Raw genomic sequence first — 21,009 nt, forward strand, 5'->3', positions numbered from 1 at the left:
TCTGGGGCGAGCGGAGCGACGGGATCGGCATCGGCGGGGCCGAGGGAATCAGAAGTCACCCGGACATTCTTACCCTCCGGCGTAGGGTGGCTGCATGCCATCACGGGCACTGATCACCGCCGATGCCGCCGAACTGCTGCGCAGTCTGCAGAACCAGCACGGGCCGTTGATGTTTCATCAGTCCGGCGGATGCTGCGACGGGTCGTCGCCGATGTGTTATCCCGATGGCGATTTCATCGTGGGGGACCGGGACGTGCTGCTTGCGGTGCTCGACGTCGGAGCCGACGGCGTGCCGGTGTGGATATCGGGCCCGCAGTTCGAGGCCTGGCAACACACGCAACTGATCATCGACGTGGTCGCGGGCCGAGGCAGCGGGTTCAGCCTGGAGGCGCCCGAAGGCAAACGCTTCCTGTCGCGCGGTCGGGTGTTCGCCGAGGCGGAGAACGCCGAGCTCGCGGCCCAGCCGCCCATCGTCGGCGCCCAGTACGCGCAGGGCGCGCGGCCCGTCCGGGACGGCACGCTGATCGTCGACCGTGCCGAGGAAGCGTGCCCACTGCCGGGAACGTAGCCGGTTGAATCGGTCTCCCGCCTGCCAAGCACCGCTCGCCTATAAGGTGTGCATGTGACTCACTATGACGTCGTCGTTCTCGGAGCCGGTCCCGGCGGATATGTCGCCGCCATTCGCGCAGCCCAGCTGGGGCTGACCACCGCCATCGTCGAACCGAAGTACTGGGGCGGCGTCTGTCTCAACGTGGGATGTATCCCATCCAAGGCCCTGCTGCGCAACGCGGAGCTGGCGCACATCTTCAACAAGGAAGCCAAGACCTTCGGCATCAGTGGCGAGGCCAGCTTCGACTTCGGTGCGGCGTTCGACCGCAGCCGCAAGGTCGCCGAGGGCCGCGTCGCGGGCGTGCACTTCCTGATGAAGAAGAACAAGATCACCGAGCTGGAGGGCTACGGCACCTTCACCGGCCCGAACTCGATGAGCGTCGCGCTGAACGCCGGCGGTACCGAGAACATCACCTTCGCCAACGCGATCATCGCGACCGGTTCGTCGGTGCGGCTGGTGCCCGGCACCTCGCTGAGCGAGAACGTCGTCACCTACGAGAAGCAGATCATGACCCGGGAGCTGCCCGGCTCGATCATCATCGCCGGCGCGGGCGCCATCGGCATGGAGTTCGCCTACGTGCTGAAGAACTACGGCGTCGACGTGACGATCGTCGAGTTCCTGCCGCGCGCGTTGCCCAACGAGGACGCCGAGGTCTCCAAGGAGATCGAGAAGCAGTACAAGAAGCTGGGCGTCAAGATCCTCACCGGCACCAAGGTCGAGTCGATCACCGACAACGGTTCGGACGTGACGGTCGTGGTGAGCAAGGACGGCGTCAGCCAGGAGCTCAAGGCCGACAAGGTGTTGCAGGCCATCGGTTTCGGCCCCAACGTCGAGGGTTACGGCCTGGAGACGACGGGTGTGGCGCTCACCGACCGCGGCGCCATCGCGATCGACGACTACATGCACACCAACGTCCCGCACATCTACGCGATCGGTGACGTGACCGCCAAGCTGCAGCTCGCACACGTCGCCGAGGCGCAGGCCGTCGTCGCCGCCGAGACCATCGCCGGTGCCGAGACCCTGGCGCTCGGCGACTACCGCATGATGCCGCGCGCCACGTTCTGCCAGCCGCAGGTCGCCAGCTTCGGGCTCACCGAGGAACAGGCCAAGGCCGAGGGCTACGACGTCAAGGTCGCCAAGTTCCCGTTCACCGCGAACGGCAAGGCGCACGGCCTGGCCGACCCGACCGGCTTCGTGAAGCTGATCGCCGATGCCAAGTACGGCGAGCTGATCGGCGGGCACCTGATCGGGCCTGATGTGTCCGAGCTGCTGCCCGAGCTGACGCTGGCCCAGAAGTGGGATCTGACCGTCAACGAGCTGGCCCGCAACGTGCACACCCACCCGACGCTGTCGGAGGCGCTGCAGGAGGCCATCCACGGCCTGGCCGGCCACATGATCAACTTCTGAGCCGGTTTTGCGCGCGAATGTTGTTGCCGCGATAGGCGGTTTGGTCGTCGGCCACATGTTGTGGCTGGTGGCCATCTCACTCGCGATGGACACCACCAGGATCAGCTTCTGGGTGCTGGTGATGTCCGGCGTGGTCTTCGTGGTGGCCGGCGCCGCCGTGTTCTTCGCTCGAAAGTTTCAGGAGCGCAAGGCTTTTGCGAAGTCCGCGTTCCTGTGGTGCCTGCCCGTCGCGCCGGTTTTGATGACGCTGGCGGTACTCGGAGTCACCTACCTGTAGCCGAGCGGTCAGTCCGGGAAGTCCAGCGGAATGCGCAGCGTGGCGATGGTCGCCGCCAGCCCGTCGTATTGCGCTGCCAGCAGGCAGAATTCGATGAGCTGCTTGCGATCCAGGTATGACGCCAGCGATTTCCACGTCTGATCGGACACCGACCGGGTGATGACGAACTCGTCCGTCGCGGTGATCAGGACGCGCTGCCGGTCGGTCAGGCCCTCGGCGTCCGGGCCTTCGAAAATCCGGGCCTGCGTCTCGGCATCGACGCCGCGGCTGCGGGCCAGACGACGGTGCTGCTGCAGCTCGTACTCGCTGCCGCGCAGATGCCCGACGCGCAGGATCACCAACTCGGCATCCTTGAGCCCCAGCTTGCTGCGGCCCAGCAGCATGCCGGAGTAGGGGAGGAACGTCAGGAACAGCAGATGATGCTGGCCGAGGACGTTGAACAGGGTGAACCGCGGAGCCCGGATGGTCTTGGCGCCGATCTTGGCGATGACCCAGTTGAGCGGGCCCAGCTCACGGAAGCCGCCGGGTTCGATGCGGGCCGGCTCGATGGTGTTCACAATTCCCGAGTCTGGCACAGGCGACGGCGTCATAGGGTCGAGCCATGGGGCGGAAACGGGTGGGAGCCGTGATTTTCACGGTGGCACTGATGTTGGTTGGTTGTACTGACCGGGTCGCAGATGTGGCGATATCGCGCGCCGCAGAGCATCCGCTACTGCGGTATCTGCCGACGCTGGCCGATGTGCCGGGAACGGCTGAGGTCGGATACGAGGTGCCACGCAATGATGAATTTTCCGCACAGCGTCGGACCGAGTGCGCGAGGTATCCCGAGCCGGGCGACCCGGACGGACCGCAACTCTCGGCCACCTACCGGGCCAGCGTCGATCGCGACGGTGGCTCGATCAGCGTTGAGCTGTGGCGAACCCGCCCCGGCGAGAGCGTCGTCGACGAGGCGGCCGCTTGGGGGACCCGCTGTGCCACCTACCACGATGTGTACGGCGCCTGGGCTGTCCAGACGTTTCGCAACATCCCCGGAATGCCCGCCGATGCAATCCAATTCGATGTCACGCAGACCGCGGGTGACAAGTATTGGAAGGCATCCGACGACGGCCCGGACGGCCGAACCATCGTCGTGGCCCGAGACGGAGTTGTGTTGCGGGCGAGGTTCATTTCCCGGGGTCCTCTGGGAGTGACGGTCCACGACGTAGCCCAGTTGGTCAACGGCTTCGTCCGGCGTGCTGCCGGGCACGCCCCCGACACAGTCCAGGCATCCAGCATCGCGTCGTGGCCGGCGGCGCGGCTGTCGGCTCTGGCCATGACGCCACCGGTCAAGAGCGGCAGACGCGTGGTGCGATTGTCGGCGCCGGCAACGCAGCCAGGTGATGCACCCCCGGCGGACTGCTCGGCCGACCCACTGTTGTCGCCCCGACCTGGCGCCGATCGATTGGTGGACGCGCTCGAAGTCGCGACAGTCTTCCGCGAGCATGACGGGTTCGACGGCATCACGGCTGTGAACGATTGGGTCAAGCGGTGCAGCGCACAGCCGTTCGTCCCCGAGGTCTGCGCGGACAAGGCGAAGGACGCACACCTCGAAGCCATCCCGCCGGTACGGGTCGAGGGGGAGCTGGTCTCTGGCTACCAGGGCGTCATGCTCAGGGAGAGCTACGTGAAGACCACGAAGTACTGCCAGCCGAATTCGGTGGTGGCCCAGGTGATCCGGGTGCGCGGGATCGTGCTGCGCGCGGCGCCCTTGGTCGTGGATCGAGCCGAAGGTGAGGATCAACGGCAGGCGCGCCGGCGCGCGATCGACGAACAACGCCAACAACTTGCCTACGTCATCCACGGAGTGCAGCGAGCGCAGTGAATATGGGCCGAGATCGCAAATTGGTCGCAAATTGCTGGTAGCGGCGCCCGACGACCTATCGTCTATGGCGTGTTCACCGAACATTCACCCTTTCTTAAGGAGGGTGTACCGCCCCGGACGAAGGTCGCGATCGGCATTGCGCTGGTCGCGACGTTCATGTGCGCGCTGCAGATCACGGCCATGTTGTGTGGCTTCCGGGGCCCGCTTGAGCGCTTGATCAGCGATTACGTCGGAACTCCGGCGGGGTTCACGGTGCCCTGGGCGGCGCTGGTGGTGGCCCTGGTCGCGGTCCCACGGCAGTACCGGCTGCCGATTGCGGGCGCTGCGTTCGGGCTCGATGTGCTCTTTGTCGTCGGCCGGGAGTACGTCGGCCTGCCTTCGGCGATGGGCAGCGGCGCGCTGGTCGTGCTCACCGGGCTTGGCGTATTCGCGTTGACGCGGTGGACCGGCGCGCGACGCGACACCGCGCTGAAAGGCGTCGCCACCGGCCTGTTGCTCGTCCTTGCCACCAAGGCCGGTGACGCCTGGCTGACCATCACGTCGCTGACGCGCCCCACCGTGCTCGATGAGTTCGCGGTGCGGGCCGACGTCGCCCTCGGGCAGCCGTCCTGGGTGCTGGGGCAGCTGGTCCAGCACCATTCGGTGCTCTACTTCCTGCTGCACTGGGTGTATCTCGAACTCTCGGCCGCCGCGACCGTGGTGGCCATCTATCAGCTGCGGAACGTGACCACGGGTGGACGGTGGCCCCGGCACTTCGTCGTCCGGACCTTCCTCGTGCTCGGTCTGATCGGCCCGCTGATCTATCTGATGTTCCCGTTGGTCGGGCCCACCTACGCGTTCGGCCCGGCCGGTGGCGGATTTCAGGTCGGTGACTTCTGGCCGGCGCTGCTGCCGCCCGTTGACGGGACACCGGCTGCCATTGCCTTCGACACGTCGACCCCGCGTAACTGCATGCCGTCACTGCACACGGCGTGGGCGCTGGCTGTGTTCATCCACTCCCGGTCGGGACCGCGGTGGTTGCGCATCGGCGGCACGTGCTGGCTGGTGGGCACCCTGGCCGCGACCCTGGGCTTCGGCTTCCACTACGGCGTCGACCTCGTGGTCGGTGCGGCGTTGTGCCTGACGGTCGAATCGGCGCTGCGGGAACCGGTCCGGCCAACTGCCCATGCCCGACTACGGCTGATCGCCGGTGGCGTGTCCATCATCGTCGGCATGATGCTGTGCATCCGCTACTTGTCCGATTGGATGGCGGCGTACCCGATCATGTTCGGGCTGCTCATCATTGGAGCGTTCTCGACACTGGCCTATGGCTTCTACGCCACGTTCTTCTCGTATCCGGGCACCTCTGCGCCGGCGATCGAGCGTTTGACCGGCGAGGAGTCAGAAAGTCCGACTGTCTGAGTTGTCGTCACACGCGGGGCAGCCACGTAGTGCCCTTGGGGGACATGACGAATCCGCGTCCCTGAGAATCCTTGCACGCGGTGGTGCGCTTGTCGTCGACGCCGCAGGTCACGCCGTTGACCGTGAGAGTGTGCAAAGGCGGCAGGGTTTTCAGGGCCGGCGTGCGGGCGATGGGCGCGTTGGTGGTGTCCAGAGCCGAGTTGGTGGCAATGGAATTCACCCCCGCGGCGGCCGGCGGTACGCCGGGGAAGTTGTTGCCCGTGCAGCCCGCTGCGGCGGGAACGCTGAAGGCGCAGGTGATTCCGTCGGGCGTCAAGAAGACGACCTGCGTAGCACGGTGTCCGGGTGTCGAGGCATCGACCTGGAAGCCGGCCACATCGACCGGGGTGTAGTTGGCCAGATCCGGGAATCGCAGTGTGTCAGTACTGGATTCGGGTCGACAGCAGGCGACCGCGACGAGCGCAAACGTAGCCGGTGCCACGCGCCTGATCATGGTGCGCCGACCGCATTGACGATCACTTGCTGTGAATCGTAGGGCGCCCCGAGCGGTTCGCCTGCGGCATCGCATCCGGTGTTCCATTGGCTGACGACAAGGTTGAGGTTGGCCAGCGTCGACCCTGGGACGACGTAGCCGCCGTAGGGCTGAAAGATGAAGTTGGGCGCCGCCGGGGTGTGTTGTTGTGCCGCAACGATCACCGGCACCGATCCCGCGAACAGCCGGGTCGGGTCGGTGCTCACCCGGACCTCGACCTGCCAGACGTTCTGGCTGCTGTTGAACGCCGCCAGCACGACCTGCCCGCCGACCTCACGCAAGCTGAGCTCACCGAAGGTCTGCTGCCCACTGAGGACACGGGGCTCGTCTTCCTTTGTGCCCCAATCAGTTCCGGTCCATGGCTGCCAGGAATCCCGGTCCGTGACCGTTGCCGGTGACACCCGGTACAGCGTGACGCCCCGGCTGCGATCGAAGCAATTGCCGACGATGTACACCATGCCGTCACCGGCGAGATAGCCACTGACCTGAGACGGCGCGGCATCGCCCGGTCGCCATGAACCGGGCACGGCCGGCCAGCCGGCCGCTGGATCGTCGTTGACCTCGACCAGCCACGAACCCGCCGTCGGAATCAGGGCGGAGGTACCGGCGACCAGCAGGTAGGTCGTGTCGTCGACCACGATGGCGCCGCCGGGCAGGGTGTTGGTATCGGCATCGAGTTTCAATGCTTCGGCGGGCGGCGGGAACAGGATGTTCGGCGCGCCAGGGCCTCCGGTTCGGTTGAAGGGACTGCCGTAGATCGCGCGGCCGTCGTCGTCCCAGCCCGCAACCGGCACGGCGACCGAGCGGTAGTGGTCGCAGTCGGGGCCACCGACCCGGTCGCCCCTGAACGAGTCGCCGAACACCGACACCAACCGGCCATTGGGCAGTGCGATGATCTCGCCGAGGTCTGCCGCGCCGATCCCGGGAATCCCGCTGCGCGCTCCGGTGCCGGCGATCGGGCCGAGGTTCCTGACCGTCCCCGGTGCCACACCCGCGCCGTGGCCGGGCCGGGTACCCGACAGTGCGGTGGCTACGGGGTAGAGCGTCGAAGGCAGTCCGTGCCCAACCCGGGCTGGTGCCTTTGCGCGACGTCGGAACAGGCGCTGGACGAGACGGCTCAGGCAGTTCCCCATGGCGTCATGTTAGGTGCGAACCGACCGACTATCCCCGCTTCACCACATACGGGGTCACCGTGCTGCGGTGTTCGTCGAGGTCCAGTGCCCGGCCCAACGCGGGGAATGCCCGCTGCGGGCAGTTGTCCCGTTCGCATACCCGGCAGCCCGAGCCGATGGGCGTCGCGGCCCCGCCGGACAGGTCCAGCCCCTCGGAGTAGACGAGCCGATTGGCATGGCGCAGTTCGCAACCCAGCCCGATGGCGAAGGTCTTGCCGGGCTGGCCGTACCGCGCGGCCCGTCGTTCCACGGTGCGCGCCACCCACATGTAGTTGCGGCCGTCGGGCATCTGGGCGATCTGCACCAGCATCTTGCCGGGGTTCGCGAACGTCTCGTAGACGTTCCACAGCGGGCAGGTGCCGCCCGACGAGGAGAAGTGAAAGCCGGTGGCGGACTGGCGTTTCGACATGTTGCCGGCCCGGTCGACCCGGACGAACGACAGCGGCACACCGCGCATCGACGGCCGCTGCAGCGTCGACAGCCGGTGCGCGATGGTCTCGTAACTCACCGAGTGGTAGGCCGACAGCCGCTCGACGTCGTAGCGGAATTCCTCTGCGACAGCGTGGAATTGGCCGTAGGGCAGCACCGCGGCGGCGGCAAAGTAATTGGCCAGCCCCATGCGGGCCAGCTTCACCGACTCCTCGCTGGTGAAATTGCCTTCGGCCACCAGGCTTTCCAGCAGGTCGCCGAATTCCAGGTAGGCCAGCTCAGCGGCCAGCTTGAACACGTACTGTCCCGACGACAGGTGGCCACCGATCTCGAGCGTCCTGGTCTCCGGGTCGTAGCGGTGCAGCACGTTGTCGCCGAGTTCGAGCCGCTGCACGATGCGCACGTGATGGACGCGGCTCAGCCGCTCGGCGAGCTCGCGGGACAGCTCGGATCGGCGCATGTGCATGCGCAGGATGAATTCCTCTGCCGCGGTGTCGAGTTCGTGGAGGTAGTTCTGACGCGTGTAGAAGTAGTCGCGCACTTCTTCGTGCGGCATCGTGATGGCCCCGCTGCCACTGCCGTCGGAGAACCGGTCTTCGGTGGCGGCGGCCAGTTGTGCCGTGGACAACCTGTACCGACGGTGCAGGTCGACCATCGCGCGCGCCATCGTCGGGTGCGTGCTCACCAGGTCGGCGATCTCCGGGATGTCGACGTCTACGCCCAGGTCGCGATCCATCAGCGCTTCACGCAACTCGGCGACCAGGCGGGTGTCGTCCTGGGAGGCGAAGAACGTGGCGTCGACCCCGAACACCTCGGTGATGCGCAGCAGCACGGCGACGCTCAGCGGCCGGACATCGTGCTCGATCTGGTTGAGATAGCTGGGGGAGATGTCGAGCATCTGCGCGAGCGCCGCCTGGCTGAAGCCGCGTTCGCCCCGGAGCTGACGCACCCGGGAGCCAACGAACGTCTTCGCCATGAAACCAGGCTAGCAATCATGTGAATACCGTCTTCGCACAATTGGCAAAAATGGGCTGTGGCAGGATCGGGCCCGCGGGTGAGTTGGACGATCCAGCCGCGTTGGCCCGCTGGGAAAGGGGCCGCCATGAGCACCGCGGAGACCATCGACAAGGTCGTTGAAAAGACCACTGCCGCACCGGCTGCGGGCCTGGCCAAGACCCTCGCGCCGGTCCCGGAGGGGCATCCCGACGTCTTTGACACCAGCTGGCCGCTGCGGATGGCCGACGTCGATCGCGACGGCCGCCTGCGGTTCGACGGTGCCTGCCGGCACATCCAGGACGTCGGCCAGGACCAGCTGCGCCAGATGGGCTACGAAGACGTCCACCCGGCCTGGGTCGTCCGGCGCACCATGGTGGACCTGATCCGTCCGTTCGAGCGCGGCGACATCCTGCGGCTGCGGCGCTGGTGTTCGGGCACGTCGAACCGGTGGTGCGAGATGCGGGTGCGCATCGACGGCCGTAAGGGCGGACTGATCGAGTCCGAGGCGTTCTGGATCAACATGAACCTGGAGACTCAGGGGCCGGCACGGATCTCGGACGACTTCCTGGCGGGTCTGAAGCGGACCGCCTCCACTGATCGGCTGCGCTGGAAGGGCTACCTCAAGGCCGGCGGTCGCGAAGACGCGCTCCGGATCGTCGACTTCCCGGTCCGCGTCACCGACATCGACCTGTTCGACCACATGAACAACTCCGTCTACTGGTCGGTGGTCGAGGACTACCTGCAGACCTACCGCCCCGAGCTGCTCGAAGCACCGCTGCGCGTGACCATCGAGCACGACGCCGCGGTGGCGCTCGGGGAGCGGCTGGAGATCATCACGCACGAGTACCCCGCCGGATCGACCGAGAAATTCGGCCCCGAGCTATGTGACCGCAGTGTTACAACGCTCACATATGTCGTCGGTGACGAGGTCAAAGCGGTCGCCTGCCTGTTCACGCTTTGAGTGCGCCGATTTAACAGTACGAGCGTACTGACCAGCGCATTTCGGTTACCGTTCGGTAGCTTCTGAACCGGTCAAGCACCCCAGCAACTTCGCAATCTTCGCAACTTCGCTACATGTGTTGGCGAAAGTTGGCACTTGTAACCGCTGGACCTGCGGGTATGTGCTGTGTCATCGTCGTTAACAGCACACAAGCGAAGTCGCCGAAGCGTTAACAATCAACTTGAATCTTGGCGCCCACGGCGACGCGGCCTCACGAAGGAGCACAATGTCCAACGTCGGAAAGCCACGTACCGCCGCTGAGATTCAGCAGGACTGGGACACCAACCCCCGCTGGAAGGGCATCACCCGCGACTACACCGCAGCCCAGGTTGAGGAGCTGCAGGGCAGCGTCGTCGAGGAGAACACCCTCGCGCGCCGTGGCGCCGAGATCCTGTGGGACGGCGTCACCAAGGGCGACGGCTCCTACATCAACGCGCTGGGCGCCCTGACCGGCAACATGGCCGTGCAGCAGGTCCGCGCCGGCCTGAAGGCCATCTACCTGTCCGGTTGGCAGGTCGCCGGTGACGCGAACCTCTCGGGCCACACCTACCCGGACCAGAGCCTGTACCCGGCCAACTCGGTGCCGGCTGTCGTCCGTCGCATCAACAACGCCCTGCTGCGCGCCGACGAGATCGCCCGCGTCGAGGGTGACAAGAGCGTCGACAACTGGCTGGTCCCGATCGTCGCCGACGGTGAGGCCGGCTTCGGTGGCGCGCTGAACGTCTACGAACTGCAGAAGGCCATGATCGCCGCGGGTGCCGCCGGTACCCACTGGGAGGACCAGCTGGCCTCGGAGAAGAAGTGTGGCCACCTCGGTGGCAAGGTGCTGATCCCGACCCAGCAGCACATCCGCACCCTGACCTCGGCTCGCCTGGCCGCCGACGTCGCCAACACCCCCACCGTCGTCATCGCGCGTACCGACGCCGAGGCCGCCACCCTGATCACCTCGGACGTGGACGACCGCGACAAGCCCTTCGTCACCGGTGAGCGCACCTCCGAAGGCTTCTACAACATCCAGAAGGGCATCGAGCCCTGCATCGCGCGTGCCAAGGCCTACGCCCCGTACGCCGACATGATCTGGATGGAGACCGGTGTGCCGGACCTCGAGGTCGCCCGCAAGTTCGCCGAGGCCGTCAAGGCTGAGTTCCCGGACCAGCTGCTGTCCTACAACTGCAGCCCGTCGTTCAACTGGAAGCAGGCGCTGGACGACTCGACCATCGCCAAGTTCCAGAAGGAACTGGGTGCCATGGGCTTCACGTTCCAGTTCATCACCCTGGCCGGTTTCCACGCCCTCAACTACTCCATGTTCGACCTGGCCTACGGCTACGCCCGCGAGGGCATGACCGCCTACGTCGACCTGCAGGAGCGCGAGTTCGCGGCCGAGGCTCGTGGCTACACCGCCACCAAGCACCAGCGTGAGGTCGGCGCCGGCTACTTCGACAAGATCGCCACCACCGTGGACCCGAACACCTCGACCGCAGCTCTGAAGGGCTCGACCGAGGAAGGTCAGTTCCACTAAAGCCTTTGGCTTGATACGGCAGGCCCCGCTCAGAAACTGGGCGGGGCCTGTCGCATATCTTCAGAAGTAATCACGAGGAGAGGACAGCGGTGAGCAACGCAATCGAACGAGTCGGGGTCATCGGGGCCGGGCAGATGGGCGGCGGTATCGCCGAGGTCTGCATCAAGGCAGGTGCACAGGTCCTGGCGTTCGAGCCGACCGAGGCGCTGACCACCGCCGGCCGGGAGCGGATCACCAAGTCGCTGGACAACGCGGTCAAGAAAGGCAAGCTGTCCGAGGCCGACCGCGACGCCGCGCTGGGTCGTCTGAGCTTCACGAACGACCTGGCTGACATGGCCGATCGCCAGCTCGTCATCGAGGCCATCGTCGAAGACGTCAACGTCAAGGCGAAGGTTTTCTCTCAGCTTGACGAGATCATCACCGACCCCGAGGCCGTGCTGGCGTCGAACACGTCGTCCATCCCGATCATGCGCATCGCCGCCGCGACCAAGAACCCGAGCCGCGTGCTCGGTCTGCACTTCTTCAACCCGGTGCCGGTGCTGCCGCTGGTCGAGCTCATCTCCTCGGTGACGACCGCCCCCGAAGCCGCCGCGCGCGTCGAGACCTTCGCCGGCGAGGTGCTGGGCAAGAAGGTCGTTCGAGCGGCGGATCGCTCGGGCTTCGTTGTCAACTTCCTGCTGGTTCCCTACCTGCTGGCAGCCATCCGGATGGCCGAGTCGGGCTTCGCCACCGTCGAGGACATCGACACGGCCGTCGTCGCCGGGTTGTCGCATCCGATGGGCCCGCTGAAGCTTGCCGACCTGGTGGGCCTGGACACCATGAAGCTGATCGCCGACTCCATGTACGACGAGTACAAAGAGCCGCTGTACGCGGCCCCGCCGTTGCTGCTGCGCATGGTCGAGGCCGGGCAGCTCGGTAAGAAGTCTGGCAAAGGCTTCTACACCTATTGACAGACGCCGGGTTGGAGCCTGGCAGTAATTTTCGTTAACCTTGCGTGCGGGTCGTTTTTCGCTGGGCCCGTTAGGGCATGCGCACGCACGGATATGTCATCCGGCCGCACCAGGCCGTGGCGCCTCCCGCGACAGCGAACGTAACCGCAAAGGATAGATACCGATATGTCACAAGCCGACATCGATTTGACCCCCCATTACGAGGAGTCGCAGTCGATCTACGACATCTCGAACGAGTTCTTCGCACTGTGGCTCGGCCCGACGATGGGCTACACCTGCGGCTACTACGAGCGCGAGGACATGACGCTCGAGGAGTCGCAGAACGCCAAGTTCGATCTGGCGCTGGGCAAGCTGGACCTGAAGCCGGGCATGACCCTCCTCGACATCGGCTGTGGCTGGGGCGGCTGCCTCGAGCGCGCCATCACCCAGTTCGACGTCAACGTCATCGGCATCACCCTGAGCAAGGAACAGTCGGAGTGGGCCCGCGAGCGGCTGGCAAAGATCGACACCAACCGCAGCATCGAGATCCGGATGCAGGGCTGGGAAGAGTTCGACGAGCCCGTCGACCGCATCGTCTCGATCGGCGCTTTCGAGGCCTTCAAGCAGGAGCGCTACCCGATCTTCTTCGAGCGGGCGTACAACATCCTGCCGGAGAACGGCGGCCGGATGCTGCTGCACACCATCCTGGCGCACACCCAGCAGTTCTTCCGTGAGAACGGCATCAAGCTGACCATCAGCGACCTGAAGTTCATGAAGTTCATCGGCGACGTGATCTTCCCCGGCGGGCAGCTGCCGGCGGTCGAGGACATCGAGGTGCTCGCCGCGAACTCGGGCTTCACCCTGGAGCGCACCCACCTGCTGCGTCCGCACTACGCGCGCACGCTGGACATGTGGGCCGCCAACCTCGCCGCCAACAAGGACGAGGCCATCGCCATGCAGGGCCAGGAGATCTACGACCGGTACATGAAGTATCTGACCGGTTGCGCCGACTTCTTCCGTCGCGGCATCACCAACATCGGCCAGTTCACACTGGTCAAGTAGCTTTTCAAACAAAAGCCGCCCCCGACGATGTCGGGGGCGGCTTTTTGCTTTCCGCTCTCCCTTGGCACCTTTCGGCCAGGCCCGTCAGCTTTCCTTGACGGTCAAGGAAAGCTGACGGCTTCAGATCGGACTTGGCAGGAGGTGCGCGCCACGCCGCGCACGCCACGCCGGGCGTCAGTGCTACGCCCTACGCCTCCGCCAGTCGCTTCTTCTCCGCCTCGACGTCGAAATCGGCTGGGGGCCAAGACAGTTCGAGCTGTTCGAGCGCCTCGATCAGTAGCTCGGTGATGGCCAGCCGGGAGTACCACTTGCGGTTGCACGGCACGACGTGCCACGGCGCATGCGCGGTGGAGGTGCGGTCCAGCACGGCCTGGTACGCCTCTTGGTACTTCGGCCACAGCAGGCGCTCATCGATGTCGGCGGGGTTGTACTTCCAGTACTTGTCCGGCCGGTCGAGCCGCTCCGCGAGCCGCTTCTTCTGCTCGTCGAGCGAGACGAACATCGCGACCTTGATGATCGTCGTCCCGGCGTCGGTCAGCTCGCGCTCGAAGGCGTTGATCTCGCCGTACCGGCCTTCCCATACCGACGGCGGCACCAGGTCGTGCACCCGCACGATCAGCACGTCCTCGTAGTGCGACCGGTCGAAGACACCGATGTGCCCGGCCGGCGGCACTGCCTTCTGGATGCGCCAAAGGTAGTGATGTGACAGCTCTTCCGGGGTGGGCTTGCCGAAGGCGGAGTACCAGATCCCTTGCGGATTACCGGCTCCCACAACATGTTTGACGATTCCGCCTTTGCCGGCGGTGTCCATGCCCTGCAGGACCAGCAGCACGGACCGGCGGTCCCCGGAGCGGCTGTTCGCGTACAGCCGCTCCTGCAGCTCGGCGAACCGCTCGTTGCGTTCGGTCTGCAGCTCGGGGGCGTCGGCCTTGCTGCCGCGGAACCCGGGGGTGGCGTCCGGGTCGATGTCGGCCACCCGGTGACCGGGTTTGAACTCAAGGTGCTTGTGCGGTTCGTGGGTCCACAGCGACGGCAGATCGGAGGTCACGCCGCTCAGTGAATCAGATGCGGCGGGATCGTCGGGGACGGATGCGGTTGCGCGTTGAATTCCTGCAATGACCCGCCGACTTCGACGGCGCCCCGCAGCGCGCCCCAGGACAGCAACGTCAGGTAGTCGATGAGTTGTTCAGCGGTCATCCGGCGATTGGACATCCACGAGTGGGTGGCCAGCTGCACGCCGCCGACGGTGTGGAACGCGAAGGCGTCGACGCCGCCGGTGTCCATCCCGGCGTGCGCCATGCGTCGGCGCAGCACGACGGCGAGCATCCGCGCGATGATCTGTTCCGAGTCGGCGATGGCCTTGCTCTTGCTCGCCGAGCTGTTGGCGAACACGAACGGATAGATCTCGGGCTCGGCGGCGACGGTGTCGACGTACACCCGGATGATCTCCCGGGTCAGTTCGAAGCCGTCGAGGTTCGACGACAGCGCGGACGCCATATTGGGGATCAGTGTGGTTTGCGCGAAGCGCATCATCACCGCGGTGGTCAGATCGTTCTTGTCGACGAAGTAGCGGTACAGCACGGTCTTCGACACGCCGATCTCGGCCGCGATCTCGTCCATGCTGACGTTGCTGCCGCGGCGGCGGACGGCTTCAAGTGTGCCGTCGACCAGTTCATTGCGGCGATCGACCTTGTGTTGATGCCAGCGTCGTTTACGCCCGTCGGCTTTTGCCGACGACGGTTCGTTTTGCTGTGCCACGGTCGCAGTACGTCCATTCCGCTAGGTCCGCTTAATAATACGGGGCGCCTGTTGCAGGCATACAGGATGATGGAGACGTGGCACACCGACCCAGGCCTGGACCTGGAACCCATCCGAGGCACCAGGCCCCCATCGAACCGCACGTCAGTCTCGCGGAGTCGTTTGCCGGCGCCGACCGGACGGCCGACGAAGAGCGGCGTCGCAACCTGCGCCGGATGAAAGCGGTCGCGCTGAGCTTCCTGCTCGGCGCGACGGTGCTGTTTGCGGTGTGCACCTGGCTGCAGTCCCGCGGTGGCGCGTACAGCTGGACCGGCCCGTGGGTCGGGTATGTGCGGGCCGCCGCCGAAGCGGGCATGGTCGGCGCGCTCGCCGACTGGTTCGCCGTGACGGCGCTGTTCCGTCATCCGCTGGGCATCCCGATCCCGCACACCGCGATCATTCCGCGTAAGAAGGACCAGCTCGGCGAGGGTCTGGGCACCTTCGTGCGCGAGAACTTCATGTCGCAGGAAGTGGTCGAGACCAAGCTGCGCGACGCGCAGGTGGCCAGCCGGCTGGGCAAGTGGCTCTCTGAACCCGTGCACGCCGCGCGGGTGGCCGCGGAGGCGTCGACCGTCCTGCGGGTGTTGGTCGAACTGCTGCGCGATGAGGACGTCCAGCACGTGCTGGACCGGATGATCGTCAAGCGCATCGCCGAACCGCAGTGGGGCCCACCGATCGGCCGGGTGCTGGAGAGCCTGCTGGCCGAGCGGCGGCAGGAGGCCCTGCTGCAGCTGCTGGCCGACCGGGCGTTCCAGTGGTCGCTCAATGCCGGCGAGATCATCGAGCGCGTCATCGAGCGGGACTCGCCGACGTGGTCGCCGCGCTGGGTCGACCACCTGGTGGGCGACCGCATCCACCGCGAGCTGATGGACTTCACCGACAAGGTGCGCCGCAACCCCGAGCACGAGCTGCGGATGTCGGCCACGAAGTTCCTCTTCGACTTCGCCGACGATCTGCAGAACGACGAAGACACCATCGCCCGGGCCGAACGGATCAAGGAACAGATCCTGGCGCGCGACGAGGTGGCGCGGGCGGCGGAGACGGCGTGGACCACTGCCAAGCGCATCATCCTCGAATCGGTGGACGACCCGTCGTCAGTTTTGCGCACCCGGATTGCAGATTCGGTGGTGCGGATCGGGGAGTCCCTGCGGGACGACGCGGAGCTGCGGGACAAGGTCGACGACTGGCTCGTCAGGGGCGCAAAACACCTTGTTGCGCAATATGGGACGGAGATCACAGCGATCATCACGGAGACCATCGAGCGCTGGGACGCCGACGAGGCGAGCCGGCGAATCGAGCTCCATGTGGGCCGTGACCTGCAGTTTATCCGGATCAACGGCACGGTCGTCGGATCGTTGGCCGGCCTGGTCATCTACTCGATCGCCGAGCTGCTCGTCTGATTGTGCTAGCTGGCGCTTGCTAGCGCTTGCAATAGTTAGCACCCTCTCCTACCGTTGTTTTCGTACGGATCGCCCACCACAAGCGGTCGACGAAGACAGGGGTTCGACATGGCGCAGGATGCAGATATCGCCGCCGTCATGTCGAATGCTGCACAGGACATCGGCAGCTTCATCCGCACCCAGCGGGAGGCTGCGCAGGTCTCGGTCCGGCAGCTCGCCGAGAAGGCCGGAGTCAGTAACCCCTACCTGAGTCAGATCGAACGTGGCCTGCGCAAGCCGTCGGCCGATGTGCTGAACCAGATCGCCAAGGCGCTCCGGGTCTCGGCCGAAGTGCTGTACGTGCGGGCCGGGATTTTGGAGCCCAGCGCTGCCGGCGAGGTGCGCGACGCCATCATCGCCGACCTGTCGATCACCGAGCGGCAGAAGCAGGTGCTGCTCGACATCTACACGTCATTCCGGCAGCAGAACGAGGCCGACGCCAAAACACTTCCTGAACAGCCCGAATTGGAAGCCGCAAGTGAGGAGCAGACAACGATAACTGACACTCACCAAGTAGCCAATTGACCAACGCAGTAACCAGAAAGGAAACACCATGGCAGAGAACAAAGAGACCAACCAGCCCACCATCGAGGACCTGAAGGCCCCCCTGTTCGCCGCCGTCGGCGCTGCAGACCTGGCCCTGGCCACCGTCAACGAGATCGTCGCGAGCCTGCGTGAGCGTGCCGAAGAGGCCCGCACCGATGCCAACGCCCGCGTCGAAGAGGGCCGTGCCCGCCTGACCAAGCTGCAGGAAGAGCTGCCGGGCCAGGTTGACGAGCTGCGCGAGAAGTTCAGCACCGAAGAGCTGCGCAAGGCCGCCGAGACCTACGCCGAGAACGCTCAGAACACCTACAACAAGCTGGTCGAGCGCGGCGAGGCCGCTCTGGAGCGCCTGCGCGCCCAGTCGTCCATCGAGAGCGTTCGCGAGCGCGTCGAGGACGTGCGTGAGCGTGTCGAGAACTACACCGAGCAGGTCACCGAGCTGACCCAGGACGCCCTGGGCAACGTGGCCAGCCAGACCCGCGCCGTCGGCGAGCGCGCCGCCAAGCTGGTCGGCGTCGAGCTGCCGGAGAAGGAAGAGGCCCCGGCCGCCAAGAAGGCCGCCCCGGCCAAGAAGGCTCCGGCCGCCAAGAAGGCCGCTCCGGCCAAGGCTGCTGCGACCAAGGCCGCCCCGGCCAAGACTGCTGCGAAGGCTCCGGCCAAGAAGGCCGCCCCGGCCAAGAAGGTCACCCAGAAGTAATCAGGTTCGACGTCAAGGACGTAACCCACATAGGCTGAGGGCGTGTACCTCGCAAGCCTGACGGGTTACGTCCTTTTCGCGTTGCAGTCCGCGGTGTTCGTCATGGCCCTGTACGCGCTCGTGCATGCTGCCATGCAGCGTCCGGACGCCTACACCGCCGTCGACAAACTGACCAAGCCGGTGTGGCTGGCGATCTTGGCTGCGGCCGCGGTCGTCGTCTGGGTAATGGTTCCAGTGGGCGGGGCTATCGCGGCCTGTGCCGCGGGTGTCTACCTGGTCGATGTGAAGCCCAAACTCATTGAGGTTCAAGGGAAATCCCGGTAATCGGTGCGCGCGATCCGGTTCGCGGTCCTGGCTGCCGCTGCGTTGGCGCTGGCCCCGCAGGCTTCGGCCGACCCAGTTGATCCCGCCGAACCGACTGTTCCGCCGCCGCCCTACGTCGACCACACCCGGTGGACGCAGTGGGACGGCGCATCGAGCCTGCGGGTGTATCCGACGTGGGCCGGCCGGCACGCGTCCGGCCTCGGCGCCACGGCGCCGGGAGACGAGGCCTGGTCCGAGGTCCTGAACTCGGCGCCTGACGCCGACACCCCGGGGATGCGTGCCCAGTTCATGTGCCACTGGTACTTCGCCGAAGCCGCCGCGCCCGGCAAGACCAGCTGGAACCTCGAGCCGTGGCGCCCGGTGGTCGACGACAGACAGATGGTGAAAGCGCGTTGCAATCCCGGTGGCACAGAGGAGCCGTTCTGATGAGTTGGACCCGCGAGCAGGTGGCCGCACTGGTCGACCACACCCTGCTCAAGCCCGAGGCGACCGCCGCGGACGTCGCGAGCCTGTGCTGGGAGGCCGCCGATCTCGGCGTCTGCGCGGTCTGTGTGTCCCCGTCGATGCTGGCCGCCGTCGAGGTGCCCGAGCGCGTCAAGATCGCCACCGTCGTGGGATTCCCGTCGGGCAAGCATGATTCGCAGATCAAGGCCCGCGAGGCGGCACTGTCGGTGGTCGGTGCCGACGGCCGGCGCGGCGCCGACGAGGTCGACATGGTGATCGACGTGGGCGCCGCCATCTCAGGGGACATCTCGGCGGTGTTCGCCGACATCTCCGCGGTCCGCGGGGCCGCCCCGACGGCGGTGCTGAAGGTGATCGTCGAGTCCGCGGCGCTGTTGAACCTCGCCGGTGCGCCGACGCTGGCCGACGTCTGCCGCGCGGCGGCCGACGCGGGCGCCGATTTCGTGAAGACCTCCACCGGATTCCACCCCGCGGGCGGTGCGTCCGTGCAGGCCGTGGAGATCATGGCGCAGACCGTCCCGGCCCTGGGCGTCAAGGCCAGCGGCGGCATCCGTACCGCTGATGACGCGCTGGCCATGTTGGCCGCCGGCGCCACCCGGCTGGGTCTGTCCGGTACCCGCGCCGTCCTCGACGGGCTGGGTTAGTCAGCGATTTGTGCACGTTTTTCCGCGGTCACCGCGGAAAAACGTGCACAAATCACGCGGATCAGAGGCCGGAGAAGCAGGAGTCCTGCTGAGCCAGCGGGATGGTCGCGTTCTTGGTGCCGAACTTCGCGGTCACGCCGGTACCGGTCACCTGCAGGGCTTCCGGGCGGATACCCATCGGGTAGTCCTTGGTCAGCTGCGAGGCGAACAAATCCAGCGCCGGCTGGATCGACTCACGCGGCAGCAGGAAGCCGAGCCCGGTCAGCTGCTCCACCTTGAGCGAGATGGTGCCGTCGGACAGCGTCGGCTTGGCGATGATCTGGGTCATCGGCGCGTCCAGCACGATGGTGCCCGACGACGGGTCGGTGGTGACGTCGGAGACCAGTCCACCCAGCACGGGGACGGTGTCGGCGATGGTCTGCTTGATGCCGTCGGCCGACCAGGTGACCGTGGCCTCGAGCGACCCGATGGTGCCGGCCGACTTGGCCGTCTTATCGAGCTTGACGTCGTCGATCTCGATCTGGGCCTTCATGCCCTTGGCGAACCGCAGCTGGTTGCCGGCGGTGGTCACGGTGATCTTGTCGTAGTTGCTGTTGGCGACCTGCCACAGGAACGGGGTGGCGCCGAACTGCACATCGACCTTGTCCTGGACGACGCACTGGACGGCCGAGGACACGACGCTGTTGCCGCGGCTGCGGGCGTAGAACTCACCGCCGACGACACCGGCCGCCGACAGCGCGAGCGCGATCACGATGATCAGGACCAGCGACATCGGGTCGCGCAGCAGTTCCATGACACCGCGGCGCTTCTTCGGCGGATCGGTGGCGGGCACCTGCTGGGGAGCCGGGTACGACGTCGGCGGTGCGTCGGTGCCGTAGGCCGGGGCGGCCGGCGCGTCGGCGCCGTAAGCGGGGATGTCGGTCGCCGGCGGCACTGACGCGTTGTCGGCCGTCAGCACCTCGGTGGGCTGGGCACCCGGAGCCGCTGGTGCCTGCGGCGCGGGCTCGGCAGATGGTGCGGCGTCCTCATTGGCGGGGCGGGCCCAGGGGTCAGTCACCCTTGCGATTGTGCCTTACGCGCAATCGTGGTGCGGTTGCGCAGCACGGCGATGGTCTCCCGGGCCCGCTCGACCGCGGCCAGGTCGATGTCCGTGACCAGTAGTTCCGGGTCGAGGCCGGCCTGGGCGACGATGTCGCCCGTGGGGGACGTCACCAGGCTGCCGCCGCTGCCGGTCGGACCCTTCTTGGCGAGTTCGTCGCCCGGATACGGCTGGTCGACGGCGGCGACGACGCAGCTGGTGTCGAGCGCGCGGGCGCGGGCCAGCAGCGTCCACTGCTCCAGCTTGCCCGGACCCGACGCCCACGACGCGTGGACGGTCAGCAGCTTGGCGCCGCGTTCGGCGAGCTCCAGGTGCAGCTCGGGGAACCGGACGTCGTAGCACGTGGTCAGGCCGACGGGAACGGTGGCGTCGGCGGTCTGCACGTCGATCACGACGGGCTCGAAACCCGGTGCGACAGTGTCGGATTCGGCGAATCCGAAGGCGTCGTACAGGTGCATCTTGTGATAGTGGGCATCCAGGCCCGGGCCGATGGCGATGAGGGTGTTGGTCACCCGGCTGTCAGCGTCGCCGAGCGCCGGGCAGAACATCCCGGCGACGATGGTGATGCCCGATCGCGCGGCGATGTCCCGCACCGCGTTCGCCCACGGTCCGTCGAGTGGCTGGGCCACGGGCGCCAGCGGCACCCCGAACCGGCACATCGTCGCCTCGGGGAACAGCACCAGGTCAGCGCCGGCATCGGCGGCGCGCGCGGTGTGGTCGGCGACCAGTTCCAGGTTGGCTGCGGGGTCGGTTCCCGTACCGATCTGGGCCAGTGCGATGCGCATGCGGATCAGCGTAGTTATCGCCGC

At 66.4% G+C, this 21,009-nt stretch carries 23 protein-coding genes; 15 read left to right on the forward strand and 8 right to left on the reverse strand.

Annotated elements, in window-relative coordinates:
• Positions 1–94: 94 nt before the first annotated feature.
• The 3 genes from A7G45_RS11280 to A7G45_RS11290 all read left to right on the forward strand — a co-directional run bounded on the left by A7G45_RS11280 (position 95) and on the right by A7G45_RS11290 (position 2,294).
• Entirely contained in the window at positions 95–568 is a 474-nt protein-coding gene (locus A7G45_RS11280; RefSeq protein WP_260936875.1) for a DUF779 domain-containing protein, read from the forward strand.
• A 54-nt stretch (positions 569–622) separates the two neighbouring features.
• The gene (gene lpdA / locus A7G45_RS11285; RefSeq protein WP_260936877.1) at positions 623–2,017 is read left to right on the forward strand and encodes a dihydrolipoyl dehydrogenase; all 1,395 of its coding nucleotides are present in this window, start codon (positions 623–625) and stop codon (positions 2,015–2,017) included.
• A gap of 67 nt (positions 2,018–2,084) precedes the next feature.
• The gene (locus tag A7G45_RS11290) at positions 2,085–2,294 is read left to right on the forward strand and encodes a hypothetical protein (protein ID WP_308204067.1); all 210 of its coding nucleotides are present in this window, start codon (positions 2,085–2,087) and stop codon (positions 2,292–2,294) included.
• 8 nt (positions 2,295–2,302) lie between these two features.
• Here A7G45_RS11290 and A7G45_RS11295 read toward each other — a convergent pair whose 3' ends face one another.
• Positions 2,303–2,851 carry a carboxymuconolactone decarboxylase family protein gene (locus A7G45_RS11295; protein WP_204354741.1) on the reverse strand — a complete coding sequence of 183 codons (549 nt, stop codon included), beginning with the start codon at positions 2,849–2,851 and terminating at the stop codon, positions 2,303–2,305.
• A gap of 44 nt (positions 2,852–2,895) precedes the next feature.
• On the opposite strand from A7G45_RS11295, the gene A7G45_RS11300 reads away from it, so the two are divergent.
• On the forward strand, positions 2,896–4,155 hold the full coding sequence (locus A7G45_RS11300; protein WP_260936882.1) for a hypothetical protein: 1,260 nt from the start codon (positions 2,896–2,898) through the stop codon (positions 4,153–4,155).
• 69 nt (positions 4,156–4,224) lie between these two features.
• A complete protein-coding gene (locus A7G45_RS11305) occupies positions 4,225–5,556 on the forward strand; it encodes a phosphatase PAP2 family protein (protein WP_260936884.1) in 1,332 nt (443 codons plus the stop codon).
• Between the two features lie 7 nt (positions 5,557–5,563).
• On the opposite strand, the gene A7G45_RS11310 is transcribed toward A7G45_RS11305, so the two are convergent.
• From A7G45_RS11310 to ramB, 3 genes are read right to left on the reverse strand one after another with little or no spacing between them, the layout of a single operon-like run.
• Entirely contained in the window at positions 5,564–6,037 is a 474-nt protein-coding gene (locus tag A7G45_RS11310) for a hypothetical protein (protein ID WP_260936886.1), read from the reverse strand.
• Between the two features lie 8 nt (positions 6,038–6,045).
• Entirely contained in the window at positions 6,046–7,221 is a 1,176-nt protein-coding gene (locus A7G45_RS11315) for a DUF4185 domain-containing protein (protein ID WP_260936891.1), read from the reverse strand.
• Positions 7,222–7,249: 28 nt separating this feature from the next.
• The gene (gene ramB, locus A7G45_RS11320; protein ID WP_260936893.1) at positions 7,250–8,665 is read right to left on the reverse strand and encodes an acetate metabolism transcriptional regulator RamB; all 1,416 of its coding nucleotides are present in this window, start codon (positions 8,663–8,665) and stop codon (positions 7,250–7,252) included.
• Between the two features lie 126 nt (positions 8,666–8,791).
• On the opposite strand from ramB, the gene A7G45_RS11325 reads away from it, so the two are divergent.
• The 4 genes from A7G45_RS11325 to A7G45_RS11340 all read left to right on the forward strand — a co-directional run bounded on the left by A7G45_RS11325 (position 8,792) and on the right by A7G45_RS11340 (position 13,195).
• On the forward strand, positions 8,792–9,646 hold the full coding sequence (locus A7G45_RS11325; protein ID WP_064858661.1) for an acyl-[acyl-carrier-protein] thioesterase: 855 nt from the start codon (positions 8,792–8,794) through the stop codon (positions 9,644–9,646).
• A 265-nt stretch (positions 9,647–9,911) separates the two neighbouring features.
• A complete protein-coding gene (gene aceA / locus A7G45_RS11330; RefSeq protein ID WP_064858660.1) occupies positions 9,912–11,204 on the forward strand; it encodes an isocitrate lyase in 1,293 nt (430 codons plus the stop codon).
• Between the two features lie 89 nt (positions 11,205–11,293).
• Complete coding sequence (locus A7G45_RS11335) at positions 11,294–12,154, forward strand: 3-hydroxybutyryl-CoA dehydrogenase (RefSeq protein WP_133761020.1); 861 nt, start codon at positions 11,294–11,296, stop codon at positions 12,152–12,154.
• Positions 12,155–12,319: 165 nt separating this feature from the next.
• On the forward strand, positions 12,320–13,195 hold the full coding sequence (locus tag A7G45_RS11340; RefSeq protein ID WP_043401302.1) for a cyclopropane mycolic acid synthase family methyltransferase: 876 nt from the start codon (positions 12,320–12,322) through the stop codon (positions 13,193–13,195).
• Positions 13,196–13,382: 187 nt separating this feature from the next.
• On the opposite strand, the gene A7G45_RS11345 is transcribed toward A7G45_RS11340, so the two are convergent.
• Together A7G45_RS11345 and A7G45_RS11350 are read right to left on the reverse strand one after the other, a co-directional pair.
• Entirely contained in the window at positions 13,383–14,243 is an 861-nt protein-coding gene (locus A7G45_RS11345) for a polyphosphate kinase 2 family protein (RefSeq protein WP_260936909.1), read from the reverse strand.
• A gap of 5 nt (positions 14,244–14,248) precedes the next feature.
• The gene (locus tag A7G45_RS11350; protein WP_260936911.1) at positions 14,249–14,953 is read right to left on the reverse strand and encodes a TetR/AcrR family transcriptional regulator; all 705 of its coding nucleotides are present in this window, start codon (positions 14,951–14,953) and stop codon (positions 14,249–14,251) included.
• Positions 14,954–15,084: 131 nt separating this feature from the next.
• On the opposite strand from A7G45_RS11350, the gene A7G45_RS11355 reads away from it, so the two are divergent.
• The 6 genes from A7G45_RS11355 (at position 15,085) to deoC (ending at position 19,101) form a co-directional block, all read left to right on the forward strand.
• Positions 15,085–16,392: a DUF445 domain-containing protein gene (locus tag A7G45_RS11355; protein WP_260938118.1), complete on the forward strand. Its 1,308-nt coding sequence runs from the start codon at positions 15,085–15,087 to the stop codon at positions 16,390–16,392.
• A gap of 108 nt (positions 16,393–16,500) precedes the next feature.
• A complete protein-coding gene (locus A7G45_RS11360; RefSeq protein ID WP_260936914.1) occupies positions 16,501–16,956 on the forward strand; it encodes a helix-turn-helix transcriptional regulator in 456 nt (151 codons plus the stop codon).
• Positions 16,957–16,984: 28 nt separating this feature from the next.
• Positions 16,985–17,671 (forward strand): heparin-binding hemagglutinin, encoded by a 687-nt coding sequence (locus tag A7G45_RS11365; protein ID WP_260936917.1) that lies wholly within the window; start codon positions 16,985–16,987, stop codon positions 17,669–17,671.
• A gap of 42 nt (positions 17,672–17,713) precedes the next feature.
• Positions 17,714–17,995: a DUF2516 family protein gene (locus tag A7G45_RS11370; RefSeq protein WP_260936919.1), complete on the forward strand. Its 282-nt coding sequence runs from the start codon at positions 17,714–17,716 to the stop codon at positions 17,993–17,995.
• Between the two features lie 12 nt (positions 17,996–18,007).
• Positions 18,008–18,421 carry a DUF2599 domain-containing protein gene (locus A7G45_RS11375; RefSeq protein ID WP_260938119.1) on the forward strand — a complete coding sequence of 138 codons (414 nt, stop codon included), beginning with the start codon at positions 18,008–18,010 and terminating at the stop codon, positions 18,419–18,421.
• Positions 18,421–19,101, forward strand: coding sequence for a deoxyribose-phosphate aldolase (gene deoC, locus A7G45_RS11380; protein WP_260936924.1), 681 nt, complete (start codon positions 18,421–18,423; stop codon positions 19,099–19,101). Before A7G45_RS11375 ends, deoC begins: the two co-directional genes overlap by 1 nt.
• A gap of 61 nt (positions 19,102–19,162) precedes the next feature.
• Here the strand turns inward: deoC and A7G45_RS11385 are convergent, their stop codons facing one another.
• Together A7G45_RS11385 and A7G45_RS11390 are read right to left on the reverse strand one after the other, a co-directional pair.
• Positions 19,163–20,158: an LmeA family phospholipid-binding protein gene (locus A7G45_RS11385; protein WP_260936926.1), complete on the reverse strand. Its 996-nt coding sequence runs from the start codon at positions 20,156–20,158 to the stop codon at positions 19,163–19,165.
• Positions 20,155–20,985, reverse strand: a complete 831-nt coding sequence (locus A7G45_RS11390) for a carbon-nitrogen hydrolase family protein (protein ID WP_260936927.1) — start codon at positions 20,983–20,985, stop codon at positions 20,155–20,157. The genes A7G45_RS11385 and A7G45_RS11390 overlap by 4 nt, the downstream gene beginning before the upstream one ends.
• Positions 20,986–21,009 lie beyond the last annotated feature (24 nt).

Source organism: Mycolicibacterium llatzerense (genome assembly GCF_025331195.1).
Taxonomy (GTDB): Bacteria; Actinomycetota; Actinomycetes; order Mycobacteriales; family Mycobacteriaceae; genus Mycobacterium; species Mycobacterium llatzerense.

What these genes read in the sequence shown, in the direction of transcription:
- A7G45_RS11300 (WP_260936882.1), top strand. Translation starts at nt 2,896, where the DNA reads ATGGGGCGGAAACGGGTGGGAGCCGTGATTTTCACGGTGGCACTGATG.
- deoC (WP_260936924.1), top strand. Translation starts at nt 18,421, where the DNA reads ATGAGTTGGACCCGCGAGCAGGTGGCCGCACTGGTCGACCACACCCTG.
- A7G45_RS11390 (WP_260936927.1), bottom strand. Translation starts at nt 20,985, where the DNA reads ATGCGCATCGCACTGGCCCAGATCGGTACGGGAACCGACCCCGCAGCC.
- A7G45_RS11365 (WP_260936917.1), top strand. Translation starts at nt 16,985, where the DNA reads ATGGCAGAGAACAAAGAGACCAACCAGCCCACCATCGAGGACCTGAAG.
- A7G45_RS11340 (WP_043401302.1), top strand. Translation starts at nt 12,320, where the DNA reads ATGTCACAAGCCGACATCGATTTGACCCCCCATTACGAGGAGTCGCAG.
- ramB (WP_260936893.1), bottom strand. Translation starts at nt 8,665, where the DNA reads ATGGCGAAGACGTTCGTTGGCTCCCGGGTGCGTCAGCTCCGGGGCGAA.
- aceA (WP_064858660.1), top strand. Translation starts at nt 9,912, where the DNA reads ATGTCCAACGTCGGAAAGCCACGTACCGCCGCTGAGATTCAGCAGGAC.
- A7G45_RS11360 (WP_260936914.1), top strand. Translation starts at nt 16,501, where the DNA reads ATGGCGCAGGATGCAGATATCGCCGCCGTCATGTCGAATGCTGCACAG.
- A7G45_RS11280 (WP_260936875.1), top strand. Translation starts at nt 95, where the DNA reads ATGCCATCACGGGCACTGATCACCGCCGATGCCGCCGAACTGCTGCGC.
- A7G45_RS11315 (WP_260936891.1), bottom strand. Translation starts at nt 7,221, where the DNA reads ATGGGGAACTGCCTGAGCCGTCTCGTCCAGCGCCTGTTCCGACGTCGC.
- A7G45_RS11325 (WP_064858661.1), top strand. Translation starts at nt 8,792, where the DNA reads ATGAGCACCGCGGAGACCATCGACAAGGTCGTTGAAAAGACCACTGCC.